Source organism: Type-E symbiont of Plautia stali, assembly GCF_059731115.1.
In genome coordinates, this window is the sequence record NZ_AP035906.1 from 3,757,199 (window position 1) to 3,779,761 (window position 22,563).

The window sequence follows — 22,563 nt, forward strand, 5'->3', positions numbered from 1 at the left end:
ATCAGCCCTCTGCTGGTTCGGTCACTTTGCCGATGGTCACGGCGGATTCGTCAATGGCCGCATACAGCTCCGGCACTTCAACGGCGTAACCTTCATTGCGCAGGTACTTGTTTTCGTACTGCTTACGGTCTTCAACGAACTCCGCCTTACGCTGACGCGTATTACGCTGCGTGTAGATGTGCAGGTTAGAAAGCGGCGTCACCACCATGCGTTTGCCCGGCATAAATGGCGGGATGATGGCCGTGCGCCCGGCAATGGTGCTGCCCAGCATCTGCGCGGCAATCTTCTCGGTTGGCTTATCAGCCTTCTGATACAGGCGGTATTGCTCCGCTGCCACCAGGTCAGCACCAACCAGCACCACCAGACGCGGATCGTTACGGAACTGTGCCGGAATCTTGGTGTTAATCAGGTCGGAAGCCATCGCGTCCAGTGAGTGGTAATCACCTTCATCGTCCAGGGTGACCGGGTCGTCCATAATCTGAACGCCGTCTTTGAACGTTTCCATGCGGGCATGCCAGCCGATGTTGACGTCTTCACCATTCGGGTTTGTTACAGGATCGGTAGTGGCTGCAACGGATTTACCGTTAAAGCCAATACGCAGCATGTCCAGCGCAAACGCCTGATTAGAGAAGGTCTGAACCATCTGGAAGAATTCATCTTCGTCCCCGGCGTTGGCCCACATGGAAAGCAGATCCCAGCGCAGTGCGGCGCATGAATCCGTCTCAACCAGCTTGTAATCGTTGCCGTCCACGCCGACACGTTTGGTAAAACGGCCATCTGCATTACGCCCGGTATGCAGCGCCGATGCGCCAACCGAAACAACCTGGCCACTCAGCTGGTCAACGTCCGCGACGGTGATCATGCCGAGGAACTCAACAGATTCCAGCAGCGCGGCGCGCAGGCTGGTTTCCTGTGGGTCGCTCAGCTTAAATGCGCGTGACGGGTTAGTGACGCCATAGTTTTCCGCCAGACCTTTGGCGTAAGCGTCAATAAACATCACCGCGCGTTGGTTTAATTGCATAAATCATCCTCTCGCAATTAAGCGAATTAATTCGATTCCCCGGCGAGCGTGGAAATTAAAGGAACTTGAACTTACGAGCGCCCTGTTTTTCGGTGCGGTTGTGCTTTGGCAAACTGGTGATTTTGTCGTCCAGCTTGCTGAAGTTTTTAATCAGCGCAGGAAGATTGTCACGCAGCGTGGCAAATTCCTGAGTGTCCACCACTTCCGCAATCGCTTCTACATCATCCTGAGTAGATGACAGCTGCTCTTCAATTGCAGACACGCGCCCTTCAAGGTTATTAAGGGCTTCAGCCAGCGCCTGCAACTTATCGCTATTTTCCGGCGCATCACCATTCGCATCATCTTCTGCAAATTTCTTCGGCTTAATGCCAAACATTTTCTGCCAGCTCATATCTTTTTCCTGTTTCACTTTTCCGTCCCGGCCAAATCGGTAGCAATAAGAGCCGGATTTGATTTTTTTGCGCTTACTGAAGCGCATACGTGTAGTGCCTACGCTTGCGGGTGAGTCCGTTGCCCCCAGTCCTTCCAGATAGCTGCGGCCCGTGCCGCGAAAGTCCCCGTCTTCGGTCAGCTCTACTGAGAAGTAGATAAGCTGGTCGCGGTTGTTGGCTTCGATCAGGCTGATGTTCGGGCTGATTTTGGCGTAAAGCCTGACCAGACCGTCTTCACCTTCCTGCCACATAACCTGTTTAACGCTGCCCCCATTTCCGTAATAGCGCTCATGCTCCGGCCAAATAAGTGCAGCGTATAATTCAGGGTCATATGTTTCAGCAGCATCAATTAACCACTCCCGCTTTAATTCTCTACGGTCAACCGTATCCCCTTCGGTGGCAATACACAGCCAGTCGGTAATTAACTGTGACATTTATTTTCCTGCCCTCCGTAACAGCAAGGCCATTATTATTTAATTCATCACCCTGCGCACCCTGACAAATTCGCATGAGTTCGGATAAAGACAATTAATCGAACTCATGCGAACTGTAGCGGGATTTTTATTTAAAAATGGACGGCATAATAGCCATCAGACCAATAAAGGAATGTAATCAACTGATGGCTAAATACAGCGATGAATTACGCGGCGTTGCGCGCGCCCTGTATTTAAGGCGATACACGCCAAAGGAAATCGCCAGTGAACTGAACCTGCCCAATGCGCGGATCATTTACTACTGGGCGGAAAAGGAAGGCTGGGCCAACATGCTCAGCCAGGAAAGCACAGAGGATGCGATTGAACGCCGCATCCAGCTGCTGACCAACCGTGACGGCAAAACGGAACTGGAGCTGAAAGAGCTGGACCAGCTGATTGCCCATTCCGTGAAACTCCGCGCCCAGCACAACAAGCATAAAGAGAAGCTGGCCGTCGCTCGGGGCCAAAACAACGGCCACTCTGGCAATGATTCCGGGCATGGCGACGACGAAGCGCCACGCGGCAAGCGAAAGTACAACAAAAACGACATCTCCGGCCTGACGGCCGAGGAGCTGGAAGCATGGGCGGAAGAACATCTTTTCGGGTATCAGAAGCACCTGCGCGCCAACCTTGCCCAGCAGATTCGCAACATCCTCAAAAGCCGCCAGATTGGGGCTACCTGGTACTTTGCCTTTGAGGCATTTGAAAATGCGGTGCTGACCGGAGATCCCCAGATTTTCCTGTCCGCATCCCGCGCACAGGCTGAAGTGTTCCGCTCTTACATTGTGAACATTGCCCAGGAGTATTTCGGCATCACGCTGACGGGCAACCCTATCCGCCTGAGCAACGGCGCAGAGCTGCGCTTCCTCTCCACGAATAAGAACACGGCGCAGTCCTACAGCGGCCACCTGTACTGCGATGAATATTTCTGGGTACCGAATTTCGACAAGCTGAACGAAGTCGCGTCAGCGATGGCCACGCATGATAAATGGCGCACCACCTACTTTTCCACGCCATCAGCCAAAACGCACCAGGCTTACCCGTTCTGGACTGGCGACACCTGGAAGAAAGGCAGCAAGAAGCGCGCCGCCGTGGTGTTCCCGTCATTTGACCAGATGCGTGACGGTGGACGCCTTTGCCCGGATGGCCAGTGGCGATACGTCATCACGATGGAAGACGCCATCGCCAACGGCTTCAATCTGGCCAGCATTGAGAAGCTGCGCAACCGCTACAGCAAAGACACCTTCAACATGCTCTATATGTGCGTGTTCGTGGACAGCAAAGATGCGGTCTTCAGCTACAGCGACCTGGAGAAATGCGGCGTTGATGTTTCGTTCTGGCAGGATCATGACCCCAAGGCAAAACGCCCGTTTGGGGAACGACCTGTCTGGGGCGGCTATGACCCGGCGCGCTCTGGCGACCTCTCTACTTTCGTTATTCTGGCGCCCCCCGTTCTGGCCAATGAAAAGTTTCGCGTACTGGCCGTCATCAACTGGAAGGGCATGAACTTCCGCCATCAGGCCAGCGAAATCAAAAAGCTGTTTGCCCGGTACAACTTCGCCTTTTTAGGTGTGGACGTCACGGGCATCGGCCAGGGTGTTTACGACAATATTCACCCGTTTGCCATGCGCGTGATTAAACCCATCCGCTATGACCTGAGCACGAAGAACCGACTGGTCATGAAAGCCGCTGACGTCATCGAAAGCGGACGCATTGAGTGGGATCAGGACCAAAAAGAGATAGCCGCCTCATTCCTGACCATCCGACGAGCCGTGACACAGAGCGGCAACGCCGTGACGTTCATTGCCGATCGTACTGCTGAAACAGGCCACGCAGAAGCCGCCTGGGCAATCATGCACGGTCTGGAAAACGAACCGCTCAATTACGAAAACAAACCCACATCCAAATGGAAGTTTCAGAAGGCAGCATGAAAAAACGATATAAGCAACGCGCCAGCGGCGCACAGCAGAGCAAATCAAACCGCAAAATGTCGGTGCTGCGCTTCGGCAAGCCCGAACCCGTTTTGACTACCGGCACTGATTACCGTGAGGTGTGGTATGACAACGATTTTGACCATTACAGCCTGCCGATTGACCGCCTGGCACTGGCGCAATTGATAAACCTGAACGGCCAGCACGGCGGCATTATCCACGCCCGTAAAAATATGGTGCTTTCCGATTATCTGGGCGGCGGCCTGAGCCATGACCAGCTGGAAGCAGGAACAATGGATTTTCTGACGTTCGGTGACCTGGCTATTGTGAAAATCCGTAACGGCTGGGGTGATGTTGTCGCACTTGAACCTATGCCCGGCCTGTACACGCGCCGCCGCAAAGACGGTGAATTTGCTTTGCTGCAACAGGGTGAGCCGCTGATTTACGCTGAAGAAGATGTGATTTTTATCAAGATGTACGACCCGCAGCAGCAAATCTATGGCCTGCCTGATTACATCGGCGGTATTCACTCCGCGCTGCTTAACAGCGAAGCAACCATCTTCCGCCGCCGTTACTACCACAACGGCGCTCATACGGGCGGCATTCTCTACACCACTGACCCCAACATGACCGACGAAGTGGAGGAGGAGATTGAAGCGCAGCTGTCCAACAGCAAGGGGATCGGCAATTTCAGCACCATTCTGGTGAACATACCTGGCGGCGAGAAGGAAGCGGTGCAATTTATCCAGATGGGTGACATTGGCGCGAAAGATGAATTTGCCAACGTCAAAAACATCAGCGCGCAAGACGTTCTGAATGCGCATCGCTTCCCGGCAGGGCTGTCTGGCATCATTCCGCAGAATGCGGGGGGACTGGGTGACCCGGAGAAGACTGAAGCGACCTATAAGAAAAACGAGGTATTACCGCTTCAGCGCAGGCTGATGATTGCGATAAATGGTGACCCGGATGTGCCGGATCACCTTCACCTTAAATTTGACCAAGAATCAACGAACAAGGATGCGGTGTAATGCGAAAACGTATAAAATCCAGGCATACTTTATATGCCGGAGCCGCAAATATGCGCGTATTAAAAATTGAGTGCCCTGAATGCGGTTCAAAAGCGGTAATCCGTAAAACCAACCGTAAGCATCGTGATATTGCTGATGTCTATTGCGCCTGCTCAGACGTCGAGTGTGGTCATACTTTTGTTATGAATCTGACTTTTTCCCACACTATCAGCCCAAGCGCTAAAAAGGGTGACTTACTGATTCAGCAGGTCATTAGCGGCATGTCAGCTGAAAACAAGCAACTGGCTCTAAAATTACTTCAAGCCTGTTAACTGGAAAGCCCCTCAGCAGCAGGGGCTTTCTGTCTCGCTTCTCTTTTCAACTCGCTCAGCAAATCCTCAGTTAACTCGCCCAACCATTCATCAAGTAGCGCCCGGCGTTCATCGTCAAACTGCGAATACCTCATTAATTTCGCAATAAAATCAATCCTTTCCACTTTAACAATCTGACCTATAGAAACAGACATCAAACCTCCCTCACGAAAAACACTGGATATAAATACAGTATCTTAACTGTAATAAAATATGAATCTTTTTTTTGAGATTCATCCGACATAAAAAACTAATGAAAACCCGGTATTACCCTGGCGACCATCCCGGCCAATCCTCGTTTTCATTGGTGTCCATTACGTCTATTACCCGGCCTGATTGGTACTTCACCATGCCGAAACCGCGATAAGTGATGGCACTCCCTCTCAAAAGTATAGTCACCTCCTCGTCAGAACCCTCAAACCCCCTTGTCCTTAGTTCTAGTTTTAACCTCCGGCGCTCCGCTTCCGTACAGTTATTGACAGAACTCCAAGGGGCGGCGTTGCCGCCAGAAAAACCCGCCTCCGCTGACGCTTCGGCCAGTTTGGCGACCTTTTCCCACTTAACCAGTCGCGTGGCCACTTCAGATCCAAATGCATGAGGACAATAAACACCCTGGACACGCTGGACGTCTTCGCCATACTCATTGCCACATTCGGTGATTTCATAAGCCAGACGAACAACCAGATCACGGCGAGCGACCAGAGCACCGCCCTGTGCCTGCGTATACGCAGCCCAATCAACGGCAACGCTCGCAGCCGCAAGCACAGCGTCCATTTCAGCATTTCCCACTACCTGATCACCTAAACGACGAAGCTCACGCCATACAGTGACCGGAGCGCCACCAATCTGCTGAAACTGACGGATTCGCCAGCGTGAAGCCCATGCAGACACCGCCTTTGCCATCTCACGCGCATTACCGCCTGTCTCGCCGTCTTCCTCGCCATCAAGCGCGTACCCGTCGATATTTTTGGAAATGTATTTAGCGATGTAGCCTGTAGCACTGCCTTTAGTGGGATCGATTGGCTCAACGTGGAACCGTGCTTTAAGAGCCTTTTCAGTGCTCAACTCTTCACTGTCATCAATACGAGCGTGGTAACACATGATGTCGCGCACTTCGTCAACATGCTCAGGACGCATAAAAAGCAACATATGCCAGTGCGGAGTGCCATCGTGGTGAGGCTCTACTACCCGGAAGCCAAAAACGTGGATACCCGCACGGGATAATGCCGCACGGATTTTTGCCCAGACTGAGCAGAGATATTTTTGAGTATCGCGCGGGCTGGCTCCGTTCCACTGAGAAACAAAACCACCCTTGCTGTGTACGGCGTGAAAACGAGAAGGCGCAGTGATTGTAAAAAAGTCACCCGCATAACCTTCGTAATTGGCTATATCTTCAAATCCACGCATACGCGCCATAAGTTCACAGCGACGAATAGCAGGATTGGCATTGCTACGGTTGACCATATCAGCCAGTGCCACGCGATCACCGTCTTCGTTAATAAGGTCGAACTTTTTGAAGAACTCACGGTTACGCTTCTTTTGCTCTACCCACTCGCCAAGCGTTCCACGCGATACGTATGGGCTTGCTGCCTTTTGAACCTGGCCAACAGCAATTGAAAGATGCTCGCGCTGGAGATCACGGCGGCGCTGTAATCGCACACGCCACCACTCCGGCGACATCATACGTAAGATGCCACTCTCGGCATGACGGCGTTTTATCTTCCCGGTCTTCTTAACTGACAGCCAGTAAGGTGGTGTGGTACCACATTTCAAAGCCTCCTGTGCCAGAAAGACATAGCCCTCTGCGGTGCGCTTCTTTAGCTCGTCTTCATTTAGCTTTTCATCTGATGCAGTCAGCTCAACCCACGAATGAAACGCCTCACCCAGATGGCTGGCCACGTTATAAGCCAGATCACGGATTCGGTCACGGTCATAACCCGGCAGGTCATCGAGATTATCTTTAAACGGTGACGGCATCCCGGCAGTGTAATCACGCTGCCATGCAGCATTAACCAGCTTCAGACGTGGCAATACGCTCTTACCTATAGTGTTGCGTAAGAACGTATTGGCACGGCGGCGACCATTGTTTTGTGATTTGAGGAGTGACTCATAGCGATGGCCAAAATATCCAGCCAGATAATCAGGGATGTCATGCAGGTATTGGCTGCGCCAGTCATGGTCTGTTGAATCGCAGTTCCACAACTTAAGTTCTGTATGTGTAATGCCACGAGGTGCGCCGGGTGCAAACGACTCACGCTGCATGTTTAATGCAGCGTGATATTCACCTGTCAGTAGATCAGCAAACTGCTCAGACATACGCACTTACAGCAATGATTTCTGGGGCATTACTACAACCGCCAGTTGCGGCACCCACAGAACGAGCGACAGAAATTTTATGAAGATTGAAACGCCCAACGCCATACTGCGAATGAGTCAGATCAGTATCACTGTTTGAAGCCACAACAGGATAACCGTGATCAGCCAGACGGGATAAAATTGACGCCAGCTGCTTTTGACTGGTGAGACTGAAATCCTCACGGTGATATTTGGTGAAGCTTTTGCTTCGTGATTCCGGGTTATATGGTGGATCGCAATAAATCACATCGCCCGGCACAACGAGATCGAGAGTCTCTGAAAAATCGGCGCAAACGAAAGATGCGCGCCTTCCCTTTTCAGCAAAAGCCTTCACTTCTCCTGCCGGGAAATATGGTGACTTGTACTTACCGTATGGAACATTGAAACCGCCCCGCAGGTTATAGCGGCACATACCGTTGTAACCGTGGCGGTTCAGATACATGAAACATGCAGCCTCCTCAACAGCTGACATATTGCCGCAATGATTCAATTTGGTGCGTATGCAGTAATAGAACTCACCGCGCTGTGATTCAGTGCCAACACTTCCAGCACTGAATAAACACTCAAGCTCAACCAAAAGCGCATCTGTGTGATGCGCCATCATTCTGTAGGTATTAACTAAGTGAGGATTGGCATCAGCGATAAGATAGGATTCATAGTCAGTATTCAGCATGACCGCGCAAGAGCCTGCAAACGGCTCAACAAGACGCTTACCAGCTGGCAGATGCTTTAACAATTCAGGCATGACACGGACTTTGCTGCCAGCCCATTTCAGCGGCGACTTTATTGCCATACCGCACCTCCTTTGCCATCAATGGCCATTGCCTCTTCGCGGATCAGCTCAACAATTTCTGCGGCGGACATACCGCTGTTTGCGGCATGAGTAGCCAGACGATCAAGACGACCTGACAACTTGGTAGCCGCATCTTTTCCGCCATCAACACGCGCCTGATTGCAAAGCTCTTGCACCAGTTCCGCACTGCCGGCCGCTTTATTTGGTAAGTCCTGACGGGTCATTCTCATGGTCATTTCTCCATTTCAGGACGCACGAATCCCCGACCACCTTTGCAGAGGCCGAAGAAAACGCACGTTTTATGGTTTAGTGGTGAAGGAAAGAGGTATTCAGAATCGCGGAACGGAATCCAACAGACTGTGACTGTGACTGGTTCGGCGCTGGCAATTGGTGAATCTCATAAGTACCGCTCCACCATGAACGAAGCATCGCAACAACGGGTGACGCACTAATAAAACCAGCTGCAAAGTACAGTGAACGAATAGCGCTCAACGCTTCAACCTGCGCCACGTTGGTCTTTGCTTCACGATAAGCACGACACCAGAATGCAGCACATGCGGCCATCCACTGAATGGAGTCATGCAGCTGGATGGTGTCGTTAAAAATGAAGGTACGAAACGCGATAGTCTCACCGTTGTCATCACACTTGCTGACGAAGAAATCAGCGTATTCATTGCTGACGCCCCAGTCACGGAAGTCGGACAGCAGCCCTTTTTTATCTACAGCAATAACTTGCATAAACACCTCAGATAGCCCGACTGGCCGTTGATTCACGCAGCTGATCCCGCGCCTTAATTAAATCGTCTACTGGAGTTCCCGGTACGGTAGGAACACAACGCGCTGCACGAAGCGCGGATGGAGATGGCTTTTTCTCCTGCTGAAACGCAAGCGGCCCCAGCCCTTTGAACATATCCACCATGCACTTGAGGCGCTGTAGGCCACGCTTCAGCTGATGCAACTCATGATTAGAAAATTGATTCCATGAATAGCGGCAGTGGCGTGACTTCAGCCCTGCAGCATGAAGAATGACTCCGCGCTGATGTTCACTCAGGCGCTCCCAGATTTGATGCGCCTGAGTGCTGTGACCTGAAACCATCTGACGCAATACACCTAACCAATGCTGATCATTTGCTTTCACAAAACGCCTCCTTATTTTTTCGAGTGTTTGCAGGGTTCCAACGGCGGCCATCCTGCAGCGAGATCGAACCGTGGCCAAAAGATGGCAACTGCTGTGGTGGAGACTGACGTTTGAGGAAATTCACGAATACAAACATGTTCACCTCACGCGACAATGCCGGGCATGGCTGAGCTGACGACATCGACAGCAGCGGCCAGCGCGGGCATGGTTTGGAAACGACTTTCAACGGAGTAGACGAGCAATGACAGGCTGCGAATTGCATCGCTGGCCTTGTCCAGAATCTGATTGCGGCGCGCAACGGTCATCTTCTCCGTTGAAACCGCTTCCCCTGCGATTACCCCAACGCTAGACATTGCAGTCAAAGCACATACCTGCATGTTTTCAGGCGTGGCATTGTTGACCGGTACAGAAGGTTGGCAACTCAACTGGCGCAGAAAACCGTCCAGGATTGTCGGGTCTTCTGTGTGATCAATGATGGCCAGCAGCTCCGGCAGCGTCAGTTGGTGTGGTTGCTCAGGGTTGAGCTTATTGCGCAAGATTGCGGGTTGCATGCCAACCACCTTGGCAACATCGGTAATGTTATGAGCGAGCGTAAAAGCGCGGCAGGCATCATCGAGATAATTACGTACTGAAACTTTGTAATCGTACATGATTCGTATCCTACGAATTGATAGCCTGGATTAAGCCTGAAGCGAAATTCTGCATTCGCTTAATGCTTCAACGGTAAGAGCCGCCATGTTCACTTCAACACGCGAACGAGGCTTATCGCCCTTACCACGAATTGGCAAACGTCCATCGCGGATCATGTCGCGAGCGGTACCCATAGCGGTTCCGGTTAAACGGCAGTACTCATCAAGTGGAAGGTAAGGTGTAGGTATGGTGATTGTAATGTTAGGACGCATAAGGCAAACTCCCCGATTCGGCTGAATGCTGTAACATTCAGTGATATTCAACATTTCGCAAACTACGGAGAGACTCTAATTAGAGTTATGCAAAATTGCAATGCTATTTTGCAAAAATCTAATCGAGCGAAGGCTAATGAGCAAATTCCCCTTTGAACAAGCTGGGCATAGTAGTGATGTGTTAGACCGCATTACCGAGGCATATGGCTTCGCTCAAAAGCTTCAACTTGCAGATCATTTCGATATGGCTGCCAGTAGCTTATCCGCAAGATTCAAGCGCGGCACGTTCCCTGCTGACATGGTCGTCAGATGTGTAGCTGAGACTGGCGCATCACTTGAATGGCTTACAACAGGACGCGGCAAAAAGTTTGACAATGACGAATTGGACATTATGAAGTTTGCAAGAATGAAACTTGTAGACGGTCAGCTGTTTGAGTCTGGCTATGTAATGTTCGACAAAACCTTTTTTCGCCCAGGCGTCCCCCTTCCTTCTGACCCTTTCTGTTTAATAGACGATAAATATCAGTACGTTGTTGACCGTGAATATGCAGAGGTATTTGACGGTGAATGGCTGGTAAACATCGAAGGCAAGGTGAGCGTCCGCAATCTTGTGCGCATTCCTATTAAAAAAGTACGGGTAAGCGGAGTCGGAATGGCATTTGATTGTGCTATCGATGATATTCAGATTATTGGCCGCATAGTTTTAACGATAACTAGCTGATTATGAGCATTCGCAAACAACCTGATGGTAAGTGGCTACTTGATATCTACCCAGAAGGGAAACCTAAAGGTAAAGCAAGTAAGCGCCTGCGCAAGACTTTCTCAACTAAGGGCGAAGCTATTGCGTATGAAAATTACGTCATGGAAACGCTCGTTGATAAACCCTGGTTGGACGGAAAAGAAGATCGGCGCAAGCTGGTTGAATTAGCTCAGCAATGGTATGACGAACACGGAATAACACTGGACGACGGTGATAAGCGGCTCAAGTCAATGAAGTTTGCTTGTGAAAGCATGGGCAACCCACTTGCCCATGAGTTCAGCTCTACCATGTTCTCGGTGTATCGTAAAAAGAGACTATCAGGCGAGATCGCAAGAACCAGCCGTGTTCAGAAGGTTTCCCCACGAACCATGAATCTTGAGCTGGCCTACTTCCGCGCTGTCTTTAACGAACTCAAGCGGCTTGGCCATTGGAAGAAAGACAACCCCTTAGAAACCTTACGACCCTTCAAATCAGAAGAGGCGGAGTTGGCATATCTTGAGTCTGAAGATATTTCCCGTTTGCTTGAAGAATGTAAGAACAGCCGCAACCCGCACGTTTATCACGTTGCGCACTTATGTCTTGTTACAGGGGCAAGATGGGATGAGGCCGAGTCTCTTACAACTAAACAGATCAGAAGTTTGAAGGTCAGCTTTATAAAAACTAAGGGCAATCGAAATCGTGCCGTACCGATCAGCCAGGCAGTTTATGACAGCATCCCGAAACCTGAAAAAGCGGGACGATATTTTGATACCTGTTACTCAGCATTCCGAAGCGCAGTTAAACGTGCAGACCTAGACTTACCTGATGGTCAGCTTTCTCACGTATTGAGGCATACCTTCGCTTCACACTTTATGATGAACGGCGGGAACATTTTGGTACTTCAGCGCATCCTTGGTCATACAGACATTAAGATGACTATGCGGTACGCACATTTCTCGCCAGAACATTTGGAAGACGCTGTTAAATTTAACCCTTTGGAATTTAATATAAAATCATGAGGAAAGTTATCTATGAGTATCTTTTCATCAGAACAGGAAATGCAGGACTGGTTAGAAAGTAAATTTTCTGAAATTTGGGGTCTGAGTGATATTATATCAAACAATAATTACATTGAAGATTTCGTACCCAAGAACTTATCAGAAGAGAAAATTAGAGATAGTTTCAAAATAAGTTACGAATGCCTCCACCTGCTAGAATTAATCACAGCCAATCAGAATATTTCATCCAAAAAAGGCGAGATTCTAAAACCTGATTTAATTACATACTCTCCTGAAAAGGAGACCATTGTGCTCATTGAATTAAAAAACTTCTCAGGTGCAACAAGAGAAGCTGGAACCGAAATCTCAGCATATTCAGCTGAGTTAAAAGGTGCTCTACAAAGCCTTCCAGATGGAGACATTGTCAGTGTAATCATTTCCCCACACTGGCCTACATTAATAAAACATTACATCTACAACACTATTGTCTTCCAGAGTAAGAATTTGCTTTGCTTAGAACCTTGCTTAACTGATGGAGAAATTAGCCTTAAAATAGTTGATATACCACTGTTGGTACAATCATCACTTCCAGAAAGATATAATGATCATCAATTAGCTGGATATACATTATGTTTATATGATGATACTCAACAGCAACATAACCCTCCACCAACTAAACTACATGAATACATTCAAGTTATGTTATCAAGCATGGATGTTATATCTGCAAAGGGAGAGAAAATAAATGGACACGGATTCGCACTTTTGAGTAAGGAGATTAGAGGGTTTGGCTTATCTCCATATTTCATTAGTGTTGTGAACGTCGCACCCTTTAAATGCTTAGAGCAGGTATTACACTTAGAAGGCATAAATAATTATTCTGACCTGCCGCTAGCCACGCAAAAGTATTTTGATATCTATCTTGAACACTCTCCACATGGTTATGGCTCATCCTTAAGCAGCATTTGCCAAGCATCATTTCCAATATTGAAAACCATTTGTGACCCTCATATTGAAGGATTGACTACATGGGATGAAATCAACCGAAATATAGAGCAGAACTGGCAGCCTATGTATTTTGTATCGTGGGGGATTTTCAAGGACATGTCTGTAGCTTTATTAACCGAGGAGTATAAAATCGGAAATACAAGTAATAACTTAAACTCAGTTTCTCTTGGCTACAAAGTAATTTCACAATTGGTGAATAAGGAATATAACTATATCGAAATTTCGCATATTAATGAATCTTTCTTCCCAACCGGATACTTCGATCCTGAATGATATTTTTTAATTCATACTATCGACGATGATTGCCCCTTTGAGGGGGACTGTCCCCTTTTTGTCCCCCCAGAACTCAAATGCTCAATACTTATCGACAAAGTTCAAAATTAAAATTACAGACATTTCAGTAACCTATTGATTTTTAAGTCTTGAGCACCGTTCTCATAATCGCTTGGTCGCTGGTTCAAACCCAGCAGGGGCCACCAAATCTTCCTACATTTCCTAAAAGCTTTCGCAACATCATCAACCACTTGATAGCTCACTCGAATGCCCATTCGCGTGAAGAAATTCTATTGTTCGGTTCTTAACAATCTTTACCCATTCTTCAGCTGACAATTCCCATCGCTCGGGTGCGAACTCGCCACGATAACGCGCTATAAATACGTCGTATCCATCGGACTGCTCTTCGATTTCAATCAGATTTGCTAACAACATGCGCTGATTGAATGGCATTGAGGTAGATAAATAATCATCGAGCAAATTATCGAACTTACAATTTTCATCAATCAAATCACAATCCTGCCCAAAATGAGCGATTACCAAAGTATCGATTTCACAAGGCTTAAGAATGTTAGTATCCATTTATTTCTCACATAGTAAGGCACACGGATATAATTAAATTTATTTTCAATCAAAAATTTGAGTTCAAACTAAGCTGTCTCATTTATCTAACCTCACTATTGTTTATTCCTGCAAGCAGTTTACTTACACCAGAAACGGTAATAATAGCTAACACAACAGCAAAAATGCCAAAACATATAAGTAGAGAAAGCAGAGGATTGACTATTCCGCCCAAGCTAGTGAAATCACTCAAACGAGCAAGCTGTCCAGAGGGTAAAGTACGAAGAATGATCTCCGGTATAATTAGAAAATAGATAATAACAACCAAGACATAAATAAGCGTTTTTTTGTTTTCTTCATCTTCTTTCTTGCCCTTACTTACGAACATGATCAAAAATTGGGTATAGGATACATCATGGAGCGAAGGTATGTCACAAACCTATTTATAGCTGAAGATGCAGTCCAATAAGCAGCTGGCGATCGCGCTAACTCATTCATTAAACCAGATCCATGCAGATCAGCTGTCTACTATAGATATGTTCAAGATGGGCGCACAGCGGTTCAGCAACTATGGTTCATGCTTTGTACCTAATGAATATTATCGCAGCTCATGCCGTGATACATGGAGAGAGGACAAAAGGTTAGTTCTGGCGTTAGGTGAGATCTATAAAAGAAAAAATGTCACATTAGATATGGTCGAAATATATTTTCGTAAAACCTTCACAAAACTTGGCGTTCAAAAAAGCAAAAATCTCGTCTCTCACATCCAAAAAATGTTAGGGATCGCGGCCGAACATGCTTCAACAAAATCGAGCAAATTGGCTTTATCAATGACGATTGCCAATTTAGTGCTCGGCAGCGCCGACTTCAAGGAAAAGCATATCAATCTCGTTAACTCATTTTCCACATGGTTTGTGAATGGCGCTACGCTTTATGCCAAAGCGCAAACGGCTGCCTCTGCGGCCAACAGATTAAAATTTCAAGTTCCTGCTTATTATCAAGCTCTATCAAGAGAAAATATTGAGATGCTTTACTTCCTCATTGAACCGCAAATGTCTGAAATCATTTATCAGGTAAAATCCGGTGATAACAATGAAGAAAAAATTGCAGATGCTTTATACGAGATTTTGAAAAAATGAAAAAAGCACTTTTGTGGTTAATTCAGTCCTTTATCTATCTCATCCCCCTTGCAGTCGTAGTGGTCGGAATTTACATTTTCGTCCGCTTTATGCCAAATTACGCGGCTTTACTTAGCATATCCTGGGTGATCGTTGTTTCCTTCATCTACATCAAATACAACAGATGGTATTGAATGTTTCCAACACCATCTGTCAGCACTCGCTTTTAACATCCAACCCAAATCATCAATGATAGCGCCACTCAACTTGATAAGGCCTGGAAGTCGTGACCTAACCCATCACTCCCCTTCCAGCCCGCAAACCTGCCACCGCACCGAACTCACGCCCTTCTCCAGGCTAATCCGTCCCACCAGACTCTCCAGCTGATCAGTCATGCTCGGTTTGCCCAGCACTTCCGCATTGACCTCCATTCGATGTGGCGGATTCATATCCTCGCTGTGCAGTGATTGTAGGCGTAATCCGCTGCCGCCAAGGCTATGCAACATCAGGCTGCGCACCTGCACTTCATCCTGCGCCAGACAGATGATCTGTACTTTGTAGTGCTGCACCACTTCCTCCGCAGGCACCAGGCTCTGGCGATTAATCCCCTGCGCCAAATCGCGCAGCAGAATATTGGCGCACAGAATCACCATGCAGCCAATCGCCGCTTCCAGCAGCAATCCCATGCTGCACAGCACACCCACGGCGGCGGTGCACCATAGCGTTGCGGCGGTATTCAGGCCGCGCACGTTAAGACCGTCGCGCATGATCACCCCGCCGCCGAGGAAGCCGATGCCAGAAACCACATAGGCCGCTACGCGTGAGGCATCGGTGGCGATGCCGGGTACGCTTTGCGTCATCAAAACAAATAAACAGGCGCCAGTGCTAACCAGCGCATTGGTGCGCAAACCGGTCATACGTTGGCGAAGCTGGCGCTCGCTGCCAATCAGCGCACCCAGAACCAGCGCGACGGTGACGCGCAGTAAAAAGATTTTCCAATCCATCATAAACCTCACTCCGCTGCTTCAGGCAGGCGGAACTTCAGGGGGGTAATAAATGGATTACAGCCGGTGCCGCTACCGCTGAAACTCAGCAGCATCACGCAAAAAAACAGGGGGAGATTCTGGAAGGAAATCCACCGTCTTAACGCACGGTTAAGACAGCGTTGAAGGCTATCTTACCGCAGGGACCTTTTGTAATCGTTCGGGACAGGTGTCCAATGCAGTTATCCTCTTGGGTAAAATTCGGCGCGATTGTAAACCTCGCGCCGGTTAATTGCTATCCAACTGCGCTTCTGTTTATCAAATGTTTACGCAGTTGCATCGCTCTCAAGCTGCATTAACAGCTCAGGAATCGCCTCCATTTCGATGTAATGCGTGGCGTGAGGAAAATCCTTTTCCTCGCCGATAAATACGGCGACTTCCGCATGACTAAGCATGATGAAATCATTTTGATCGTTACCAAACGCGGTATATTTCTCGCTGCCAATCAACTCGCTCAGGGCGCGGTGTTTATTATTCCCCTGTGGAGTGATGTCGTAGAAACCATCGCTGCGATGGGTGTGCACACTGACATCTTCAGCTTCAATCAATGCCATGACTGATGCTTTGTGCGCGTCTGAAAGCATCAGGATTTTCGTCACGCCCTCTTCCATCAACGCTTGTTCGCTGATCTCTTCACTGCTGAGCGAGCGGATGTATTCATGGAATGGATGCGTTCGACTGGAGAACGAAAAACTCCATTCGCCATCCAGCACATAAGGGATGTCCAGAGCGACCAGATGGTACACAACCTGCTTCACAAAAGCGGGATTGAGTGTATGACTGGTTTTAATTTCACCCGCCTGATACGCCATGCCGCCATTGCAGCCAATAAAGGTTGCCGTATGCAGTTCTTCAGAGAGCATCGGTAGCATATCGCGCACGGGTCTGGCGGAGGCAAAAATTAACTGATGTTGTTGCTGTAATCTGGCAAGGCTCTGGCAGAGTTCAGGCTCCACTTTTAAGCCACCTTTTGAGATGGTGCCATCAATATCGAATACGTAAATACCCATCAAATCATCCTTAATTCGTTGGCCATCATTAGCCGTTGGCGAAAATATCACCTCCTGATTGCCATGTAAAACTCAGGCTGTCTGAGCTGAATCTGACCGTGCTATCTTACCCACTCGCTATACCGCAATCGGATCAAGACCAATGGCAAAACAACGTGTAGGAATCGTGTTTGGTGGCAAATCGGCCGAGCATGAAGTGTCGTTACAATCAGCGAAAAACATCCTCGAAGCCATCGATAAGAGCAAATACGAGGTGGTGCTGCTGGGCATCGATAAACAGGGTGAATGGCATCTGAATGATGCTTCCGGTTTCCTGCTCAATGCCGATAATCCGGCGTTGATTGCCCTGAATCGCTCAGGTGAAAACGTCGCGCTGGTGCCGGGCAGTGCTTCGCAGCAGCTGATCACCCGTCAGCAGGCGCAGCCACTGTCACAGCTGGATGTGATCTTCCCAATCGTGCACGGCACCCTGGGTGAAGATGGTTCGCTGCAGGGCTTGTTGCGCATGGCGAATCTGCCGTTTGTGGGATCGGATGTGCTGGGCTCAGCGGTGAGCATGGACAAAGATTTCACCAAGCGTTTGCTGCGCGATGCGGGCTTAGAAGTCGCGCCGTGGATCAGCGTGACGCAGGCACAGCGCGCACGTCTGGATGCGCAAGCCGTGATCGATCAGTTCGGATTACCGCTGTTTATCAAGCCCGCCAATCAGGGATCGTCTGTCGGTGTCAGCAAAGTGGATCATATCGACGATCTGGCGGCGGCGCTGGATCTGGCCTTTACCTTCGATCGCAAAGTGCTGATTGAGCAAGGCATCAAAGGCCGCGAGATTGAGTGTGCGGTGCTGGGCAACGATGAGCCCGAAGCCAGCCCGTGTGGCGAAGTGGTGGTGCATGATGCCTTCTACTCCTACGACACCAAATACATCAGCGCCGACGGTGCCCAAGTGGTGGTGCCCGCTGCCATCAGTGAAGAACACAGCGAAGCAATTCGGGCCGTGGCGATTCGCGCGTTCCAGGCGCTGGAGTGCTTTGGTATGGCACGCGTTGATGTGTTCCTGACCGAGAGCGGCGAGATCGTGGTGAACGAGGTGAATACTCTGCCGGGCTTTACCAATATCAGCATGTATCCGAAGTTGTGGCAGGCGGCAGGATTAAGCTACAGCGATTTGATTACGCGCTTGATTGAGCTGGCGCAGCAACGCCATCAGCAGAGCAGCAAGCTAAAAAGCAGCGTTTAATCTTCACGTTCCGGGTGCGCATGAATGCGCACCCTACAACGGTTAAACAGGTTTGTCATTGATGGCGATCGAAACAAATTAGCGTCAGGCAGTTGTGAGGTTGTCATCAATGGCGACCGAAAAAACCAGCACTAAGCCATCGTAAGGTCGCCATTCACGGCGACCAAAACAACCCAGCATCAAGCCATCCTATGGTCGCCACTCATGGCGACCATCACGCACTTCACGCCACGTCATTCACCATGCTGCGCGGCTCCATCGCTGGAGAGGTTTGGTTACGGCCATTGCGTTTCGAGAGGTAGAGATTTTTATCCGCTGCCGACACCAGACGGTTAATCACGCCCGGCCATTCCCGCTCACTCTGCGCACTGCCGCGCGCCAGGCCTAAACTGGCGGTGACCGTCACCGTGTTGCCCTGAATCCAGAACTTCTCTTTGACCATCGCCTGACGAATCGCTTCGGCCAGCTGGTAAAGTTGCAGATGGCTGTAATCGAACACCACCACCACAAACTCTTCGCCACCAAAGCGACACACCATGCCGCGATTGCCCACCACGCGTTGCATGCGGCGCGCAATCTCTTCCAGCACGCCATCACCGGCATCGTGGCAAAAGTTGTCGTTAATCGCTTTGAAATAGTCGACATCCAGCATCACCACGCCCGCTTCACGCTGTAAAGAGAACGGCTCCTGTTTCAGGCTTTCATACAGGCCGGAACGCGACAGCAGTTGGGTGAGGAAATCGAAATTCGCCCGCAGCGCCAGACGATGATTGAGCTGGCGAATCGCATCCATACTCACTGCCACCAGCAGCGGGCTGAGTGCCACGGTTGCCACACCCAGTCGCGCCGAGGTGAGATGGCTGATCGGCAGCAGTGCGTCATCGCCCTGAATATTCATTACGCCGTGAGATACGAGAACGATCTCAGTGATGCCGGTAATCAGGATCACCAGGCTTGTAACAGGAATCGGTAACACGATGGCGCACCAGATCAGCGCCGGCACCGGGAAGGTTAAGCTACCTGCCCCGCCAATCATCGCCCCCATGGTCAGTGACAGCACCACTGCCGCCAGCGGCAACAGTTTGCCGGGATGCAGCAAGGTGCGCGGTGAGACGTTTCGCAAGGAGCGCGCCAGCATCACCGGCAGCAGCATCAGTGAGGTCGAGAACTGTTCGCTAAACCAGTCGCCCCACGCCACCACGAAACGCGCGTTGAAATCGATGTCCTGCGCCCAAGCGCCCCAGGTGGCACAGGCTGCGGCACCGAGGAAACAGGCCGGGAAGATGCGCATGGCGTTGAACACCTGGCTGTTGGCCGAAGGTGGCTGCAGGTGTTTGATCAACATGCTGACCGAAACGAGGATAAACAGGATATTGGCGAAGTTTACGGTTACCGCAGGCAGCGCCCAGCCGGAGAACACCGTGTCGTTAAATATCATCGCGGCAAAGCACACCAGATAGCTGGACGTGGTATGCAGGAAGGGATTGCGCACCATTAAACCGGCAATCAGCGCGTTCACCGGCCAAAACAGGGAGAACTCCTCCGGAATGCGCAGATGACTGCCGATAAAGCAGAAGAAAAGCGTAATCAGGAACAGCGAGAGTGCATTCTTTTTTAAATTATTCTCAGCAAACAGCTTAACGCGCATACGTCTGAACCCTGTAACCTGGAAATCGCTGCCTCTTGCCCACGGGCATCAGCAAGCATTTAACCTGAAATAACTGTGCGATGATTCGGCAATTAAGCGAGTGTTCGTCATCCTACTCTGCGACTGGGCGGCACTCAATGCGCCGGATCGGCGAGATGTGAGCGCGCTAGCAGGGTTGAAACCCGAGAAACAAGGATGAGAGCTGCTGCAATTATGCCCTGCAAATAAAAAAATCGGATATCCGAGATATCCGATTTTTACGCGAAAAACCATTTTTTCAGCAAAGCGTTAGTGCTATTTAACCGCAACGGGCCACTGACTCAGACGAATACCACGATCGCGCGCGTTTTCGCCGAAATCCTGTAGCACTGCTTTGACGTCCGGATCCAGATACTCGGCGTTATCGTGATCGACAATCACCGTGCTGTTTTCCGGGATCTCCGCCAGTAATCCCTGCAGTTTTGGGTTGTGCATAAAGGTGAGATTTTGCTGGAAGCGCAACACGTAGTGATCGTCATAGCGGGTAAGCTGCAGCGCGTTGCGGTGGCTTTTGTAGATGCTATACAGAATCTGCGTGGCGATACCGATACCAATCCCGGCCAGCATGCCGAACACAATAATGCCGCCGATGGTGGCGAGGAACGGCACGTACTGCTGAGCGCCCATGCGGAACTGCTCAATGAACAGACGCGGCGTTGCCAGCTTATAGCCGGTATACAGCAAGACAGCGGCAAGGCTGGCTAGAGGAATGGCGTTGAGCAGATCGCTGAACCACAAGCCGCAGATCAGCAACAGCGCGCCGTGGATCAGAATCGACAGTTTGGTCTGCGCCCCGACGCTGACATTCACCGAACTGCGCACAATTACCGCCGTAATCGGCATCGCACCAAGGAAACCAGCAGTCAGGTTGCCGATGCCCTGTGCGAACATCTCTTTATTTGGCGAAGGTGCCGGATGCTGCGGACGCAGTTTTTTCAGCGCCTCCTGACTCAGCAGCGTTTCCAGGCTTGCCACCAGCGCCAGCGTCACGGCAACCACCCAGACTGAAGGATTTTGCCAAACCAGCCAGTCCGGGGTTTCCAGCTCCGCCGCCAGCGCTGACAGGCTATCAAAGGCTGGCAACGCAATACGCGGTAGCCCTTCCGCCAGTCTCGGGAACAGGCGATCGCCAAACACCGTCGCCATGCAGCCGAACAACACGGCCACCAGTGGGCCCGGAATCCAACCAAGCAGCTTGACCGATTTCACTATCGGCGTGGTCCACAGCCAGAGAATCAGCAGACCGATGCCCGCCACCAGCATCGCGCTTAGCGAAAACTGAAATTCGCCATTCACCAGCGATACCAGCTCAGCGTCACCTGCGGCACCGAAGGCCACCGGGATCTGCTGCATGATCAGCAAAATACCGATCGCCGCCAGCATCCCTTTGATCACACTGCCCGGCACCAGCGAGATAAAGCGACCGGCTCGCAGCAAACCAAGCAGGCACTGCAACACGCCCGCCAGAATCAGCGCGGTGAGGAAAGCGGAGAAGCTGCCAAGCGTCTGGATCGAGGCCACCACAATAGTCACCAAACCTGCCGCCGGGCCGCTGACGGCAAAACGCGAGGGACTCAGTGAAGTGACCAGCAGGCCGCCGATCACCCCGGTGAGCAATCCGGCAAACGGCGGTAAACCGCTGGCCTGCGCGATGCCAAGGCACAGCGGCAGCGCCACCAAAAACACCACCAGACCGGCGGGAATATCCTGACGCAGCGTGTTCAGATTCATGGCACCGATTCCTCTGCAGATTGCTGAGTAAGCTCTTTCAGATGACCCGACTGCAGGTCATACACGCAGCCAAACACTTCCAGCGATTGCCCGGCCTGCCAGGCCTGTCGCACTGGCTCACATGCCACTAACTGAGCAAACTGGGCGATGACGTTGGCTTCGACTAAGCGGTTGAGCTTACTGCTCTCCTCTTCCTCAGCACTGGCGTGATATTCCACCAATCCTTGCTGCAGACCACTGCGCAACGCGGCGATGCGTCTTGCCAGCGCCGAATCCTCTTTTGCCAGCGGGCTGGCGGGCAACCCCAGCGCGGCCTGCACGCCGCCGCAACCGTAGTGGCCGCACAGGACAATGCGCTCTACGCCGAGGTAGAAAATCGCGTATTGCAGCACGCTCATCAGGTTATCGTCATCGGGCACCACCATATTGGCGATATTGCGATGCACAAACAGTTCGCCGGGATGCGAGCCAGTCAGCACTTCGGCAGGTACGCGGCTATCGGAACAGCCGATCCACAGCGAATGCGGTTTTTGTTGATGCAGATATTGTTCGAAATAATCTGGATTACGCTCGCGGCGCTGTAATGCCCAACTGCGATTTTTCGCTAATAAGGGTTTAAGTGTCGTCACAATTATCTTCTCTCTACGTCCAGAAATATCGCTTTCAGGCAAAGTCACAGGGTTTTAAACGCCGATAAGACGATCGATGGAGGATGAAAGCAGAGCTTCCTCACATA

At 50.3% G+C, this 22,563-nt stretch carries 26 protein-coding genes; 8 read left to right on the forward strand and 18 right to left on the reverse strand.

Translation table 11 applies throughout. The features are described 5' to 3' along the window. Position 1: 1 nt before the first annotated feature. Both AC6I8L_RS17220 and AC6I8L_RS17225 read right to left on the reverse strand, forming a co-directional pair. On the reverse strand, positions 2-1,021 hold the full coding sequence (locus AC6I8L_RS17220) for a phage major capsid protein, P2 family (protein ID WP_058959493.1): 1,020 nt from the start codon (positions 1,019-1,021) through the stop codon (positions 2-4). Between the two features lie 55 nt (positions 1,022-1,076). Further along, positions 1,077-1,886, reverse strand: a complete 810-nt coding sequence (locus tag AC6I8L_RS17225; RefSeq protein WP_058959494.1) for a GPO family capsid scaffolding protein — start codon at positions 1,884-1,886, stop codon at positions 1,077-1,079. A 185-nt stretch (positions 1,887-2,071) separates the two neighbouring features. Here AC6I8L_RS17225 and AC6I8L_RS17230 point away from each other — a divergent pair, with 185 nt between their 5' ends. From AC6I8L_RS17230 to AC6I8L_RS17240, 3 genes are read left to right on the forward strand one after another with little or no spacing between them, the layout of a single operon-like run. Then, entirely contained in the window at positions 2,072-3,856 is a 1,785-nt protein-coding gene (locus AC6I8L_RS17230; RefSeq protein WP_058959495.1) for a terminase large subunit domain-containing protein, read from the forward strand. Continuing rightward, a complete protein-coding gene (locus AC6I8L_RS17235) occupies positions 3,853-4,884 on the forward strand; it encodes a phage portal protein (protein ID WP_058959496.1) in 1,032 nt (343 codons plus the stop codon). The genes AC6I8L_RS17230 and AC6I8L_RS17235 overlap by 4 nt, the downstream gene beginning before the upstream one ends. Before the next feature lie 50 nt (positions 4,885-4,934). Beyond that, positions 4,935-5,195, forward strand: coding sequence for an Ogr/Delta-like zinc finger protein (locus AC6I8L_RS17240; RefSeq protein ID WP_058959497.1), 261 nt, complete (start codon positions 4,935-4,937; stop codon positions 5,193-5,195). Here AC6I8L_RS17240 and AC6I8L_RS17245 read toward each other — a convergent pair. The 9 genes from AC6I8L_RS17245 to AC6I8L_RS17285 all read right to left on the reverse strand — a co-directional run bounded on the left by AC6I8L_RS17245 (position 5,192) and on the right by AC6I8L_RS17285 (position 10,422). Next, entirely contained in the window at positions 5,192-5,389 is a 198-nt protein-coding gene (locus tag AC6I8L_RS17245; RefSeq protein WP_058959498.1) for a hypothetical protein, read from the reverse strand. The two genes, AC6I8L_RS17240 and AC6I8L_RS17245, sit on opposite strands and share 4 nt — an antisense overlap. Before the next feature lie 112 nt (positions 5,390-5,501). Continuing rightward, positions 5,502-7,550, reverse strand: a complete 2,049-nt coding sequence (locus AC6I8L_RS17250; RefSeq protein ID WP_058959499.1) for a replication endonuclease — start codon at positions 7,548-7,550, stop codon at positions 5,502-5,504. Continuing rightward, positions 7,543-8,382, reverse strand: coding sequence for a DNA adenine methylase (locus AC6I8L_RS17255; protein WP_058959500.1), 840 nt, complete (start codon positions 8,380-8,382; stop codon positions 7,543-7,545). Before AC6I8L_RS17255 ends, AC6I8L_RS17250 begins: the two co-directional genes overlap by 8 nt. Further along, positions 8,373-8,618, reverse strand: a complete 246-nt coding sequence (locus AC6I8L_RS17260; RefSeq protein ID WP_374754032.1) for a DUF2732 family protein — start codon at positions 8,616-8,618, stop codon at positions 8,373-8,375. Before AC6I8L_RS17260 ends, AC6I8L_RS17255 begins: the two co-directional genes overlap by 10 nt. A 70-nt stretch (positions 8,619-8,688) precedes the next feature. After that, positions 8,689-9,120: a hypothetical protein gene (locus AC6I8L_RS17265; protein WP_058959502.1), complete on the reverse strand. Its 432-nt coding sequence runs from the start codon at positions 9,118-9,120 to the stop codon at positions 8,689-8,691. Between the two features lie 7 nt (positions 9,121-9,127). After that, on the reverse strand, positions 9,128-9,571 hold the full coding sequence (locus tag AC6I8L_RS17270; RefSeq protein ID WP_153012264.1) for a hypothetical protein: 444 nt from the start codon (positions 9,569-9,571) through the stop codon (positions 9,128-9,130). After that, positions 9,507-9,782, reverse strand: coding sequence for a phage filamentation protein Fil family protein (locus AC6I8L_RS17275; RefSeq protein WP_374754033.1), 276 nt, complete (start codon positions 9,780-9,782; stop codon positions 9,507-9,509). The genes AC6I8L_RS17270 and AC6I8L_RS17275 overlap by 65 nt, the downstream gene beginning before the upstream one ends. Further along, complete coding sequence (locus AC6I8L_RS17280; protein ID WP_058959504.1) at positions 9,664-10,170, reverse strand: phage regulatory CII family protein; 507 nt, start codon at positions 10,168-10,170, stop codon at positions 9,664-9,666. Before AC6I8L_RS17280 ends, AC6I8L_RS17275 begins: the two co-directional genes overlap by 119 nt. 30 nt (positions 10,171-10,200) lie before the next feature. Continuing rightward, entirely contained in the window at positions 10,201-10,422 is a 222-nt protein-coding gene (locus tag AC6I8L_RS17285; protein WP_058959505.1) for a hypothetical protein, read from the reverse strand. Between the two features lie 136 nt (positions 10,423-10,558). On the opposite strand from AC6I8L_RS17285, the gene AC6I8L_RS17290 reads away from it, so the two are divergent. From AC6I8L_RS17290 to AC6I8L_RS17300, 3 genes are read left to right on the forward strand one after another with little or no spacing between them, the layout of a single operon-like run. Then, positions 10,559-11,143 carry a phage repressor protein CI gene (locus tag AC6I8L_RS17290; RefSeq protein ID WP_058959568.1) on the forward strand — a complete coding sequence of 195 codons (585 nt, stop codon included), beginning with the start codon at positions 10,559-10,561 and terminating at the stop codon, positions 11,141-11,143. 2 nt (positions 11,144-11,145) lie between these two features. After that, a complete protein-coding gene (locus tag AC6I8L_RS17295) occupies positions 11,146-12,180 on the forward strand; it encodes a phage integrase (protein WP_058959506.1) in 1,035 nt (344 codons plus the stop codon). A gap of 12 nt (positions 12,181-12,192) precedes the next feature. After that, positions 12,193-13,440 (forward strand): hypothetical protein, encoded by a 1,248-nt coding sequence (locus tag AC6I8L_RS17300; protein ID WP_058959507.1) that lies wholly within the window; start codon positions 12,193-12,195, stop codon positions 13,438-13,440. Positions 13,441-13,683: 243 nt separating this feature from the next. On the opposite strand, the gene AC6I8L_RS17305 is transcribed toward AC6I8L_RS17300, so the two are convergent. Together AC6I8L_RS17305 and AC6I8L_RS17310 are read right to left on the reverse strand one after the other, a co-directional pair. Next, a complete protein-coding gene (locus AC6I8L_RS17305) occupies positions 13,684-14,022 on the reverse strand; it encodes a contact-dependent growth inhibition system immunity protein (protein WP_058959508.1) in 339 nt (112 codons plus the stop codon). An 82-nt stretch (positions 14,023-14,104) separates the two neighbouring features. Then, positions 14,105-14,389: a hypothetical protein gene (locus AC6I8L_RS17310; RefSeq protein ID WP_058959509.1), complete on the reverse strand. Its 285-nt coding sequence runs from the start codon at positions 14,387-14,389 to the stop codon at positions 14,105-14,107. Positions 14,390-14,456: 67 nt separating this feature from the next. Between AC6I8L_RS17310 and AC6I8L_RS17315 the strand changes: the two genes are divergently transcribed. Next, entirely contained in the window at positions 14,457-15,140 is a 684-nt protein-coding gene (locus AC6I8L_RS17315; protein WP_058959510.1) for a hypothetical protein, read from the forward strand. Positions 15,141-15,418: 278 nt separating this feature from the next. Here AC6I8L_RS17315 and AC6I8L_RS17320 read toward each other — a convergent pair whose 3' ends face one another. After that, entirely contained in the window at positions 15,419-16,123 is a 705-nt protein-coding gene (locus AC6I8L_RS17320; RefSeq protein ID WP_034828565.1) for an MgtC/SapB family protein, read from the reverse strand. A gap of 305 nt (positions 16,124-16,428) precedes the next feature. Continuing rightward, positions 16,429-17,172, reverse strand: coding sequence for an HAD-IIB family hydrolase (locus AC6I8L_RS17325; RefSeq protein ID WP_058959511.1), 744 nt, complete (start codon positions 17,170-17,172; stop codon positions 16,429-16,431). A 142-nt stretch (positions 17,173-17,314) separates the two neighbouring features. Here AC6I8L_RS17325 and ddlA point away from each other — a divergent pair, with 142 nt between their 5' ends. After that, the gene (ddlA, locus tag AC6I8L_RS17330; RefSeq protein ID WP_058959512.1) at positions 17,315-18,409 is read left to right on the forward strand and encodes a D-alanine--D-alanine ligase; all 1,095 of its coding nucleotides are present in this window, start codon (positions 17,315-17,317) and stop codon (positions 18,407-18,409) included. Positions 18,410-18,632: 223 nt separating this feature from the next. Here the strand turns inward: ddlA and AC6I8L_RS17335 are convergent, their stop codons facing one another. From AC6I8L_RS17335 to AC6I8L_RS17345, 3 genes are all read right to left on the reverse strand, one after another. After that, positions 18,633-20,057, reverse strand: a complete 1,425-nt coding sequence (locus AC6I8L_RS17335; protein ID WP_058959513.1) for a GGDEF domain-containing protein — start codon at positions 20,055-20,057, stop codon at positions 18,633-18,635. A 294-nt stretch (positions 20,058-20,351) separates the two neighbouring features. Then, positions 20,352-21,827, reverse strand: coding sequence for a SulP family inorganic anion transporter (locus AC6I8L_RS17340; RefSeq protein WP_058959514.1), 1,476 nt, complete (start codon positions 21,825-21,827; stop codon positions 20,352-20,354). Further along, entirely contained in the window at positions 21,824-22,462 is a 639-nt protein-coding gene (locus AC6I8L_RS17345; RefSeq protein ID WP_034828312.1) for a carbonic anhydrase, read from the reverse strand. The genes AC6I8L_RS17340 and AC6I8L_RS17345 overlap by 4 nt, the downstream gene beginning before the upstream one ends. Between the last annotated feature and the right edge of the window lie 101 nt (positions 22,463-22,563).